We start from the raw sequence: 12,081 nt of genomic DNA, 5'->3' as shown, positions 1-12,081 counted from the left end.
GGTTTCCGGAGGGGCTTCATGCACGGCACCAAGGCCAACACATTCGCCGCGATCGCGGTCGGCGCGCTGCTCGCGCTGGCCAGCCACGCCGCGTCCGCGCAAGTCGCGGGCGAGGTCGAGTTCTCCCGTGGCGTCGGCTTCGCGCAGACGCCCGGCCAGACCCCGCGCACGCTGGGCAAGGGCCTGGAACTGAAGGAGGGCGACCGCCTGACGACGTCCGACGGCGCATCCGCGATCGTGAAGCTGCAGGACGGCACCCGCATGACCGTGCGCCCGAACTCGGAACTGGTGCTGCAGCAGTACCACTTCAAGGAAAACGCGCCCGACAACAGCATGCTGATGCAGCTGGTGCGCGGCGGCTTCCGCGCCGTCACCGGCCTGATCTCGAAGGCGTCGCCCAACGCCGCCAAGGTGCAGACCAGCACGGCCACCATCGGCATCCGTGGCACCGACTTCGACGCGCGCCTTTGCACGCGCGACTGCGGGCAGGAATCGTCACGTGTCTCCGAATCCGCGCGCCCCAACGCGGTGCTTGCCAGCGCCAAGGTGGTCGGTTCGCAGGGCGACGTCCACGCGGTCGACAGCAACGGCCACCGCCGCCGCCTGGTCGATGGCGGCAGCGTCTACCCGGGGGACGCCGTCGAGACCGGCGCCGGTGCGCGCGGCGTGCTCGTCTTCCGTGACGACAGCAAGGTGTCGCTCAGCTCGAACACGCGCTTCCGCATCGACAACTTCGTGTTCGACGAGGCCAACGCCACCGAAGGCCGCTTCCTCACTTCGCTGCTGCGCGGCACCTTCCGCGCCGTCACCGGCCTGATCGGCAAGGCCAACAACCGCAACGTGGGCTTCTCGACCGCCACGGCCACCATCGGCATCCGCGGCACCGACATCGGCGCCACCTGCCAGGGAGACAGCTGCGAAGGCGGCGTGAACGTCTTCGTGTTCGAAGGCGCCGGCACCGTCACGCCCCTCAGCCAGGTCAACCAGCAGGTGCTGCAGATCCTGGCGGCCGGCCAGGGCGTGTTCCTGCCGTTGAATGGCGCGCCGGTGCCCATCGTGAACGCCCCCGCGCCGATGGTGAACGACCTGGCCCCCCCGGCCACGGTCACGCCGCCGGCCAAGCTGTTCACCAAGGAGGAAGTGTCCGACGCCCGCGAAGGCCTGTTCGTCTTCGTGCGCGATGGCCACATCGAAGTGGCGACCGCCAGCGACGTGCTGCACCTGGGCAAGGGCGAGGCCGGCTTCGCCGGCCAGAACGGCGAGACCGCGCGTCCGCTCTCGATCCCGAAGTTCATCGACTTCGACAAGCTGCCCCTGCCGACGGCGAAGAACCCGCTGCTGTCCACGGTGCTGGCGGACAACAACATCAAGCCGGCCGCCGTCTGCAAGTGAGTCCCGCGCGGGTGACAACCGCGCGGCGCCGATGAGACAATTTGCCCGACCGAGGGCGAGAAGAAGAGGGGCATCGACATGAGCAAGGGGCAACGCGCGCCTGCGCGATCGCGCAGGCTGGCCGCGCCGGCCTGCATCGCGCTGGCACTGGCTGCCGCGGGGGCGCAGGCGCAGACCACGGCGCCGGCCGCACCGCCGGCAGTGCCCGCCCCGGCGGCGCCCGCCGTCTTCGCCATCCAGGGCTTCAAGGTCACCGGCGAGAACCCGCTCGGCGACGGCGAGACCGCCCGCGTGCTGGCGCCGTTCGTGCGCCCCGACGCCACCATCGAGACCCTCCAGCAGGCCACCCAGGCGCTCGAGACCGCGCTGCGCACCAAGGGCTACGGGCTGCATCGCGTGGCGCTGCCGCCGCAGGAAGTCGGGTCCACCGTGCGGCTGGAGATCGTCACCTTCAGCGTCAGCAAGGTCGCCATCGACGGCCGCAGCCTCTACGACGAAGGCAACGTGCGCCGCGCCCTGCCGGAGCTGCAGGAAGGCCGCACGCCCAACTTCAAGACGCTCGCGGTGCAGACCGCGATCGCCAACGAGAACCCGAACAAGCAGGTGCAGGTCGGCATCCGCGAGGGCGACGAGCCGGACAAGATCGACGCGACGATCACGGTCAAGGAGCAACGCCCCTGGACCTTCTCCGTCAGCGCCAACAACTCGGGCACCGAGTCCACCGGGCGCGACCGGCTGTCCATCACCGGCGGCCACACCAACTTGTTCAACCTCGACCACCAGTTCACCGGCGCCTACACGACGTCGCTGGAGCGCTCGAGCGACGTCAAGCAGCTGGGCCTGGCGTACAAGATCCCGCTGTATGCGCTGGGCGGCGTCATCGGCGCCAGCTACACACGCTCGGACGTGGTCGGCAACTTCGGCGCGTTCTCCAGCACCGGCGCCGGCCGCACCGCGGGCATCAGCTACACGTGGTACCTGCCGCCGGACGGTGGCCGCCGCAGCTACGTCGCGCTGTCCCTGGACGACAAGCTGTTCAAGGCCACCCGCATCAACGACCAGCTGGTGCCCGGCGCGCTGGACCGCCGCAGCCGCCCGCTCACGCTGGGCTACAACACGCGGATCGACGGCGACAACTCGATCGTGGCGTTCAACGTCGACCTGGCGGTGAACCTGCCGTCCGGCGCAGCCAACGAGCTGGCCAACTACCAGAGCGAGGACCCGCGGATCGAGACGACCAGGTGGAAGGCGCTGCGCGGCACTGCCAGCTACCTGGCCCCCTTCGGGAAAGGCTGGCTGCTGAACCTGCGTGGTGCGTTCCAGGCCAGTTCCGACGTGCTGATCTCCGGCGAGCAGTTCGGCCTCGGCGGCCTCGGCTCCGTGCGCGGCACGTCGATCGAGCGGCCGATCTCGGGCGACTACGGCCTCAGCGGCACCGCCGAGGTGAGCACGCCGGAACTCGCGCCCGGCCTGCGCCTGTCCGCGTTCACCGACGCCGGCGTGCTGGGCAACAACCGCGCCAACGGCACCACCCGGCCCGGAACCGACCAGCTGGCCAGCGTCGGCGTCGGCCTGCGCTGGTTCAGCGGCCCGTACTCGGTTACGGGCGACTACGGCCGCCTCGTGCGCGGCAGCAAAGTGCCGCTCGCGTTCAACTCGGCCTCGCCGCAACGTGGCGACGACCGCTTCTACCTCAGCCTCGGCCTGCGGTTCTAGACTCGGGCGATGGCAGGCCTCCAACGCGGCGCGGCGACGCCGCAATCCATCACCGTCCACGCGAAGTCGCGCGTGCTCGAAGTCGGCTTCAGCGACGGCGCCACCTTCCGCATCCCGTTCGAGCTGATGCGCGTGTATTCGCCGTCGGCCGAGGTGCAGGGCCACGGCCCGGGGCAGGAAGTGCTGCAGACCGGCAAGCGAGACGTTGAACTGCTGGGGCTCGACCCCGTCGGCAACTACGCCGTGCAGCCGCGCTTTTCCGACGGCCACGACAGCGGCATCTTCACCTGGGACTACCTGTACTTCCTCGGGTCCAAGCAGGACGAGTTGTGGGGTGACTACGAACGGCGCCTGCGCGAAGCCGGCGTCGACCGCGACGCGCCCATGCAGGCCGGCGGCGGGCACGCCTGCGGCCACCACTGAACCCCTGAAGACCCCCCGCGAATGCCGGGGGGCGCGGTCCGCGCCCGCGTTTGCGCCGTACCATGCGGCGTATGAGCAGCACGCATTTCGGCTTCCAGACCGTCGACGAGCGCGACAAGGCGCAACGCGTGCGCGGCGTGTTCGACTCCGTCGCGCCGCGCTACGACCTGATGAACGACCTCATGTCGATGGGGCTGCACCGGGCGTGGAAGGCCTACACGGTGCTGGTCGCCAACGTGCAGCCCGGCTGGCAGGTGCTGGACATCGCCGGCGGCACCGGCGACCTCGCGCTGGCGTTCGCGGGCAAGGTCGGGCCGCAGGGCCGCGTGGTCCACACCGACATCAACGAGACGATGCTGCGCACCGGCCGCGACCGGCTGCTCGACGCCGGCATCGCGCTGCCCACGCTGGTGTGCGACGCCGAGAAGCTGCCGTTCCCCGATGGCCACTTCGACCTGGTCTCCGTGGCCTTCGGCCTGCGCAACATGACGCACAAGGACGTCGCGCTGGCCGAGATGCAGCGGGTGCTCAAGCCGGGCGGCAAGCTGCTGGTGCTGGAGTTCTCCAAGGTGGCGGCGCCGCTCACGAAGGCCTACGACTGGTACTCGTTCCAGGTGCTGCCGCGCCTCGGGCAGGCGATCGCGCGCGACGCCGACAGCTACCGCTACCTGGCCGAATCGATCCGCATGCACCCCGGCCAGGACGAGCTCAAGGCCCTGATGCACAAGGCCGGTTTCGGGCATGTGGACTACCACAACATGGCGGCGGGCGTCGTCGCGCTGCATGTCGGGATCAAGTGCTGACGTGGAAGGACAAAGCATGAAGCTGTTCGTTGCCGCCCTGGCGGCCTTCTTGTCCCTCGGTGCGATGGACGCCGAGGCCGCGCGCCGGCTCGGCGGCGGCCGGTCCATCGGCAAGCAGTCGCCCAACGTGACGCAGCGCGAAGCCGCGCGTCCGGCACCCACCACGCCGGCGCAGCAGCAACAGGCTGCGCAACCCGCGCCGGGCAACCAGGCAGCGCCCGGCAACCAGGCGGCGCCCGCCCAGGCCGCACGGCCCACGCAGGCCGCACCGGCCCCGGCGCCGCGCCGCCCGTGGGGCGCCATGCTGGGCGGCCTCGCCGCCGGCCTGGGGCTCGCATGGCTCGCCAACACGCTGGGTTTCGGTCCCGCCATGGCCAACATGCTGCTGGTGCTGTTGCTGGCCGTCGCCGCCTTCGCCGTCATCCGCATGCTGATGCGCGGCCGACGCAGCCCCGCGATGGCCGGGGCGGGTGCGCCTTTCCCCACCGACGTGGCGCGCGAGCCGCCGCAATACAACCCGGCGAAGGTCGGCAACGATGCATCCGCGCGTCCCTGGGAGCGCGGCAGCATGGCGTTCGACGGCAGCAAGGCGGAGGGCACCGGGCTGCAGATCGGCTCGGCGCTGCCCGGGCAATCGTGGGCGGTGCCGGGCGGGTTCGACGCCGCGGGCTTCGTCGACACTGCCAAGCGCAACTTCATGACGCTGCAGGAAGCCTGGGACCGCGCCGACATCGCGACGCTCCGTTCGATGATGACCGACGGCATGCTGCGCGAGATCCGCTCGCAGCTGGCCGAGCGCGAGAAGCACCTGGGCGGCGAGCGCAACCAGACCGACGTCGTGATGCTCGACGCGCAATTGCTCGGCATCGAGGACCTGGGCAACGACTACATGGCCAGCGTGGAGTTCTCCGGGATGATCCGCGAGCAGCCCTCGGCCGGCCCGAGCCCCTTCCGCGAGGTCTGGAACATGACCAAGCCGAAGGACGGCGCCACCGGCTGGCTGGTCGCCGGGGTGCAGGCGCTCGCCTGAGCGGGGCGGCCGCGCCCGCCACGCGCCGCCATAATGGCGGCCCATGCCGACGACCCCGCCGCTCTCGTTCCTCGAAGGCCTGTTCGACGCGGTCGACAAGCACCTCGCCCCGCCCGCATGGGCCGTTCACGAGGCCCAGCACCGGCTGGTGCTGCTCCTCAACCACGTGCTGATGCAGGAGCCGCAGGCGATGGACCGGCTGCGCCGCCAGCAGGGCCGCATCGTCGAGGCGCGCTGGCGCCAGTTCCACATCCGCTTGCTCGCCACGCCGGCGGGCCTGCTGGACCTGGCCAGCCCCGCGGCCGCGCCGGACCTTACCCTCACCGTCACCGAGGCGTCGCCCTTCGCCCTGGCCCAGGCCGCGCTGCGCGGCGAGAAGCCGCCGGTGCAGATCGCCGGTGACGTGCAGTTCGCCGCCGAGGTGAACTGGCTGGTCGACCACGTGCGCTGGGACCTCGAGGAAGACCTCGCCCGCATGGTCGGCGACGCGCCGGCCCATGCCGCCGCGCAGGCCGCGCGCGGCATGGCCAATGCGCTGCGCCGCTTCGTGCCTGGCGCGCCCCCTCCCGGCGCCACCGCGGCGCCGCCCGCCGGCGCGGGACCGGCATGACGCGGATCCTGCGCAGCGCGTTCATCCTCTGGATCGTCCTGCGCTTCGGGCTCGACGAGCTCGTCCTCAACAGCTTCCAGCGGCCCTGGGTCTCGCGCATCGCGCGGGTGCTCGCGTTCGGCCGCGACCTGCGCGCGCCACGCGGCCAGCGACTGCGCGAGGCGCTGGAACTGCTCGGCCCCATCTTCGTCAAGTTCGGCCAGGTGCTCTCGACGCGGCGCGACCTGCTGCCGGCGGACATCGCCGACGAACTCGCCCGGCTGCAGGACCGGGTGCCGCCGTTCGACCCGGCCATCGCCATCGAGACCATCGAGCGCGCGTTCCGCCGCCCGGTCGACACGATCTTCGCCAGCTTCGAGCGCGAGCCGGTCGCCAGCGCGTCGATCGCGCAGGTGCACTTCGCGACGCTGAAGGACCGCCAGGGCCACACCCGCGAGGTCGCGGTGAAGGTGCTGCGGCCCGGCATGCTGCCGGTCATCGAGAAGGACCTGGCGCTGATGCGCATGATGGCCGGCTGGATGGAGTCGCTGTCCGCCGACGCCAAGCGCCTGAAGCCGCGCGAGGTGGTCGCCGAGTTCGACAAGTACCTGCACGACGAGCTGGACCTGCAGCGCGAAGCCGCCAACGCCGCGCAGCTGCGCCGGAACATGGCGGGGCTGGACCTGGTGCTGATCCCCGAGATGTTCTGGGACTGGTGCCATCCCGAGGTGATCGTGATGGAGCGCATGCACGGCGTGCCCATCAGCCAGCTCGAACGCCTGCGCGAAGCGGGCGTCGACCTGCCGCAGCTCGCGCGCGACGGCGTCACGATCTTCTTCACCCAGGTGTTCCGCGACGGCTTCTTCCACGCCGACATGCACCCGGGCAACATCCAGGTCAGCGTCGACCCGGGCACCTTCGGCCGCTACATCTCGCTGGACTTCGGGATCATCGGAACGCTGACGGAGTTCGACAAGGACTACCTGGCGCAGAACTTCACCGCGTTCTTCCGCCGCGACTACAAGCGCGTCGCCGAGCTGCACATCGAGTCGGGCTGGGTGCCGCCCGGCACGCGGGTCGACGAACTGGAATCCGCGGTCCGCGCCGTCTGCGAGCCGTACTTCGACCGGCCGCTGCGGGAGATCTCGCTGGGCATGGTGCTGATGCGCCTGTTCCAGACCTCGCGCCGCTTCCAGGTCGAGATCCAGCCGCAGCTGGTGCTGCTGCAGAAGACGCTGCTGAACATCGAGGGCCTGGGCCGCGAGCTCGACCCGGAGCTAGACCTGTGGGCCACGGCCAAGCCCTTCCTGGAACGCTGGATGCTGGAACAGGTCGGACCGCAGCGGCTCCTGGACGAACTGCGCGACCAGGCGCCACGCTACGCCAAGCTGCTGCCCGACCTGCCGCGGCTGGTGCACGACTACCTGCGGCGCGACCGGCGGGACGGCCGCGAGGACCTGCTGCTGATGCTGGCCGAGCAGCGTCGCACCAACCGGCTGTTGCGCACCATCCTCGTCCTGGGGACCGGTTTTGCGCTGGGCCTCGCCGCGGCGCACGTCGCGCACTGGTGGCAGTGGACCTGAGGCGGGCGCCGGTATCATCGCGCAGCCCATCCATGGTGCCCCGGTGAACACGATCCTCATCACCTTCGTCGTCCTCTATCTCGTCGGCACGCTCGCCATCGGCGCGTGGGCCGGCACGCGCATCAAGAACACGTCCGACTTCGCGGTCGCCGGCCGCAGCCTGCCGCTGGCGATGGTGATCACCACGACCTTCGCGACCTGGTTCGGCGCCGAGACGGTGATGGGCATCCCGGCCAAGTTCGTGCAGGGCGGCCTGAACGCCATCGTGGAGGACCCGTTCGGCGCGGGCACCTGCCTGATCCTGGTCGGCGCGTTCTTCGCCACCAAGCTGTACCGGCAGAACCTGCTGACGATCGGCGACTTCTACCGCGCGCGCTACGGCCGCGGCATCGAGGTCTTCTGCTCGGTCGCCATCATCCTCAGCTACCTGGGCTGGGTGGCGGCGCAGATCACGGCGCTCGGGCTGGTGTTCTCGGTCCTCACCAACGGGGCGATGTCCGAGACGACCGGCATGATCGTCGGCACGCTGGCGGTGCTGGTCTACGTGGTGATCGGCGGCTTCCTGGCCATCGCCTGGACCGACTTCATCCAGATGATCGTGCTGGTGGTGGGCCTGTCCATCATCGCGTTCTTCGCCAGCGACCTGGCCGGCGGGGCGGACGTCGTGATGTCGATGGCGAAGTCCAGGGAGCTCTTCACGTTCCTGCCGCCGCCGACGTTCACCGACATCGCGATGTTCATCGGCGCCGGCCTGACCATGATGCTGGGCAGCATCCCGCAGCAGGACGTGTTCCAGCGCGTGATGTCCGCGCGGGACGAACGCACGGCGCGCAACGGCGCCATGATCGGCGGCTTCAGCTACATCCTGTTCGCCTTCGTCCCGATGTTCGTCGTCGCCAGCGCCGTGGTCGTGATGGGCGACCAGGCGATGGAGCTGGCCAAGAACGACTACCAGCGCCTGCTGCCCACCTTCGTGCTGACCAAGATGCCGCTGGTGATGCAGATCCTGTTCTTCGGCGCGCTGCTGTCGGCCATCAAGAGCACGTCGTCCGCGACGCTGCTCGCGCCCTCGACCAGCTTCGTCGAGAACATCCTGAAGAACCTGCGGCCGCACATGTCGGACCGCCAGCAGCTGCTGGCCATGCGCGTGACCATCGTCGCCTTCACCGCCATCGTGCTGGCCTACGCCATCGCGATGAAGGGCACGCCGATCTACGACCTGGTCTCGGCCGCCTACCAGGTGACCCTCGTCGGCGCGTTCGTGCCGCTCGTCTTCGGCCTCTACTGGAGCCGCTCCAGCACCCAGGGCGCGGTCACGTCGATCGTGCTGGGCGTGGGCACCTGGGTGCTGTTCTTCCCGCAGATCAACGAGCCCCTCAGCCAGCTGTTCCCGGGGCAGCTCGCCGGGCTGCTGGCGGCCATCGTGGGCATGGTGGCAGGCTCGCTGGCACCGCAGCGGCTGCGCAACCGCAAGGAGCCGCGGGCGCACAGCATGGTGGCCTGAGCCGGCCCAGCCCGGGTCGCCGGGGTTGGAGTGGGGCGCGCCGCCTATAATTGAAGGCTTTGCATCCCATCCTTTTCCAGTCCTCGCCATGCCCATTTACGCCTACAAATGCGGCTCCTGCGGCCATGCCAAGGATGTCCTGCAGAAGATCTCGGACGCGCCCCTGACCACCTGCCCCGCGTGCGGGGCGGAATCGTTCGGCAAGCAACTCACGGCCCCCGGCTTCCAGCTCAAGGGCTCCGGCTGGTACGTCACCGACTTCCGCAACAACGCGTCGTCGACGTCGTCCACCAAGGCGGACGCCAAGTCGGACAGCAAGCCCGCCGAATCCACCTCCGGCGATTCCAAGCCGGCCGAGGGCGGCGCCAGCACGTCCAAGTCGGACACGCCGTCGGCATCGGCCGGCGGTTGCGGCGGCGCCTGCGCCTGCCACTGACCGGAAGCGACGACACCGCATGGCCGCACTCCGCCGTTGGCTGTTTGCCGGCCTGCTCGTCATCGCACCGCTGGCGATCACGCTGTGGGTGCTGCAGTGGATCGTCGGCACCCTCGACCAGACGCTGCTGATCCTGCCGGGGTCCTGGCAGCCCGAGCACCTGCTCGGGTTCCGCATCCCCGGCCTGGGCGTGCTGCTGGCGCTGGCCATCCTGCTGCTGGTCGGCGCCGTCACCAGCAACTTCATCGGCCGCAAGGTGGTGGAGTGGGGCGACGCCGTCCTGCACCGCATCCCGGTGGTGCGCTCCATCTACTCCAGCGTCAAGCAGGTCTCGGACACGCTGTTCTCGCCGGGCGGCAATGCGTTCCGCACCGCCGTGCTCGTGCAGTGGCCGCGCCCCGGCGTCTGGACCATCGCGTTCGTCACCGGCTCGCCCGGTGGTGACGTGGCCAGCCACCTGGGCGCCGGTGACTTCGTCAGCGTCTACGTGCCGACCACGCCCAACCCCACCGGCGGCTACTTCGTCATGCTGCGTCGCGACGACTGCGTCGAGCTGAAGATGAGCGTCGACGAGGCGCTGCGCTACGTCATCTCCATGGGCGTCGTGGTGCCGAACGCACCCGCCCTGGCCGCCAACCCCAATCGCTGAGCGCGCCGCTTCCCGCGGCGCGCCGTTTTCCCCCCGAGGTCCTCCCATGTCTTCCCAACTCATGCGCACCACCTACTGCGGTCTCGTCGACGAGTCGCTGCTGGGCCAGACCGTCACGCTCTGCGGCTGGGTGAACCGCCGGCGCGACCACGGCGGCGTGATCTTCGTGGACCTGCGCGACCGCGAGGGGTACGTCCAGGTCGTGTGCGACCCCGACCGGCCGGAGATGTTCAAGGCCGCCGAAGGCCTGCGCAACGAGTTCTGCGTCCAGGTCAAGGGCCTGGTGCGCGCACGCCCGGCAGGCACCACCAACGACAGCCTGCGCAGCGGCAAGATCGAGGTGCTGTGCCACGAGCTGGTGGTGCTGAACCCGTCGGTGACGCCGCCGTTCCAGCTGGACGACGAGAACCTGTCGGAGACGACGCGCCTGATGCACCGCGTGCTGGACCTGCGCCGGCCGTACATGCAGAAGAACCTGATGCTGCGCTACAAGGTGACGATGGAGGTGCGCAAGTTCCTCGACGCCAACGGCTTCATCGACATCGAGACGCCGATGCTGACCAAGTCGACCCCGGAAGGCGCGCGCGACTACCTGGTGCCCAGCCGCGTGCACGACGGCATGTTCTTCGCGCTGCCGCAGTCGCCGCAGCTGTTCAAGCAGCTGCTGATGGTGGCCGGCTACGACCGCTACTACCAGATCACCAAGTGCTTCCGCGACGAGGACCTGCGCGCCGACCGCCAGCCCGAGTTCACCCAGATCGACGTCGAGACCTCCTTCATGAAGGAGGAGGAGATCCGCACGATGTTCGAGGGGATGATCCGCAGCACGTTCCAGAACGTGCTGGGCATCGACATCGGCGCGTTCCCGGTCATGCAGCACGCCGACGCGATGCGCCTGTACGGCTCGGACAAGCCCGACCTGCGCGTGAAGCTGGAGTTCACGGAGCTGACCGACGTCATGAAGGACGTCGACTTCAAGGTGTTCTCCGGTCCCGCGAACGCGGAGGATGGCCGCGTGGTGGGCCTGCGCGTGCCGAAGGGCGGCGAGATGAGCCGTGGCGAGATCGACGGCTACACCGAGTTCGTGAAGATCTACGGCGCCAAGGGCCTGGCCTGGGTCAAGGTCAACGAAGTGGCCAAGGGGCGCGACGGCCTGCAGTCGCCGATCGTGAAGAACCTGCACGACCGCGCCATCGCCGAGATCCTGCAGCGCACCGGCGCCCAGGACGGGGATCTGGTCTTCTTCGGCGCCGACAAGGCCAAGGTGGTCAACGACGCCATCGGCGCGCTGCGCGTGAAGGTCGGCCACAGCGACTTCGGCAGGACGCACGGCCTCATCGAAGGCGAATGGCGGCCGCTGTGGGTGGTCGACTTCCCGATGTTCGAGTTCGACGACGACGCCCAGCGCTGGAACGCGGTCCACCACCCGTTCACCAGCCCGAAGGACGGCCACGAGGACTGGCTCGAGACCGACCCCGGCCGCTGCCTGGCCAAGGCCTACGACGCGGTGCTCAACGGCATCGAGCTCGGTGGCGGGTCGGTGCGTATCCACCGCGAGGACGTGCAGAGCAAGGTGTTCCGCGCGCTGAAGATCGGCGCCGAGGAAGCCCAGGCCAAGTTCGGCTTCCTGCTGGACGCGCTGCAGTACGGCGCGCCCCCGCACGGCGGCATCGCGATCGGCCTGGACCGCTTCGTGATGCTGATGACGGGCGCCGAAAGCCTGCGCGACGTCATCGCCTTCCCCAAGACCCAGCGCGCGCAGGACCTGCTCACGCAAGCGCCCGGCCCGGTCGACGAAAAGCAGCTGCGCGAACTGCACATCCGCCTGCGCAATCCCACGCCGGCTCAATAAGGCCAACACCAACCTCCAGACGCAGAAGTCGCAGAAGAAGCACGGAAGTCACGGAAAAGTCCTTTGAAGGATTTTTCTGCGTCTTCTGCGCGCCTTTTGCGACT

At 69.6% G+C, this 12,081-nt stretch carries 11 protein-coding genes; all 11 read left to right on the top strand.

The window, feature by feature from the left end; genetic code table 11:
- Positions 1-18 precede the first annotated feature (18 nt).
- The 11 genes from I8E28_RS17700 to aspS all read left to right on the top strand — a co-directional run bounded on the left by I8E28_RS17700 (position 19) and on the right by aspS (position 11,977).
- Entirely contained in the window at positions 19-1,392 is a 1,374-nt protein-coding gene (locus tag I8E28_RS17700; RefSeq protein WP_200789531.1) for a FecR family protein, read from the top strand.
- A gap of 78 nt (positions 1,393-1,470) precedes the next feature.
- A complete protein-coding gene (locus I8E28_RS17695; protein WP_200789530.1) occupies positions 1,471-3,108 on the top strand; it encodes a ShlB/FhaC/HecB family hemolysin secretion/activation protein in 1,638 nt (545 codons plus the stop codon).
- Between the two features lie 9 nt (positions 3,109-3,117).
- Complete coding sequence (locus I8E28_RS17690) at positions 3,118-3,531, top strand: gamma-butyrobetaine hydroxylase family protein (protein WP_200789529.1); 414 nt, start codon at positions 3,118-3,120, stop codon at positions 3,529-3,531.
- Between the two features lie 71 nt (positions 3,532-3,602).
- The gene (ubiE, locus tag I8E28_RS17685) at positions 3,603-4,334 is read left to right on the top strand and encodes a bifunctional demethylmenaquinone methyltransferase/2-methoxy-6-polyprenyl-1,4-benzoquinol methylase UbiE (RefSeq protein ID WP_200789528.1); all 732 of its coding nucleotides are present in this window, start codon (positions 3,603-3,605) and stop codon (positions 4,332-4,334) included.
- A 16-nt stretch (positions 4,335-4,350) separates the two neighbouring features.
- Positions 4,351-5,364: a Tim44 domain-containing protein gene (locus I8E28_RS17680; RefSeq protein WP_200789527.1), complete on the top strand. Its 1,014-nt coding sequence runs from the start codon at positions 4,351-4,353 to the stop codon at positions 5,362-5,364.
- 43 nt (positions 5,365-5,407) lie between these two features.
- Positions 5,408-5,974, top strand: coding sequence for a hypothetical protein (locus tag I8E28_RS17675; protein ID WP_200789526.1), 567 nt, complete (start codon positions 5,408-5,410; stop codon positions 5,972-5,974).
- Positions 5,971-7,536: a ubiquinone biosynthesis regulatory protein kinase UbiB gene (gene ubiB, locus I8E28_RS17670; RefSeq protein WP_200789525.1), complete on the top strand. Its 1,566-nt coding sequence runs from the start codon at positions 5,971-5,973 to the stop codon at positions 7,534-7,536. Before I8E28_RS17675 ends, ubiB begins: the two co-directional genes overlap by 4 nt.
- A 52-nt stretch (positions 7,537-7,588) precedes the next feature.
- The gene (locus I8E28_RS17665) at positions 7,589-9,040 is read left to right on the top strand and encodes a sodium:solute symporter family transporter (protein ID WP_200790442.1); all 1,452 of its coding nucleotides are present in this window, start codon (positions 7,589-7,591) and stop codon (positions 9,038-9,040) included.
- Positions 9,041-9,128: 88 nt separating this feature from the next.
- Positions 9,129-9,476 (top strand): FmdB family zinc ribbon protein, encoded by a 348-nt coding sequence (locus I8E28_RS17660; RefSeq protein WP_200789523.1) that lies wholly within the window; start codon positions 9,129-9,131, stop codon positions 9,474-9,476.
- A 19-nt stretch (positions 9,477-9,495) separates the two neighbouring features.
- A complete protein-coding gene (locus I8E28_RS17655) occupies positions 9,496-10,125 on the top strand; it encodes a DUF502 domain-containing protein (RefSeq protein ID WP_200789521.1) in 630 nt (209 codons plus the stop codon).
- Between the two features lie 46 nt (positions 10,126-10,171).
- Positions 10,172-11,977 (top strand): aspartate--tRNA ligase, encoded by a 1,806-nt coding sequence (gene aspS / locus I8E28_RS17650; RefSeq protein ID WP_200789519.1) that lies wholly within the window; start codon positions 10,172-10,174, stop codon positions 11,975-11,977.
- The last annotated feature ends 104 nt before the right edge of the window (positions 11,978-12,081 follow it).

Source organism: Ramlibacter algicola, assembly GCF_016641735.1.
GTDB classification, from domain to species: Bacteria; Pseudomonadota; Gammaproteobacteria; order Burkholderiales; family Burkholderiaceae_C; genus Ramlibacter; species Ramlibacter algicola.
The sequence above is the reverse complement of the archived record's forward strand: the minus strand, read 5'-3'. Positions and strand labels throughout refer to the sequence as shown.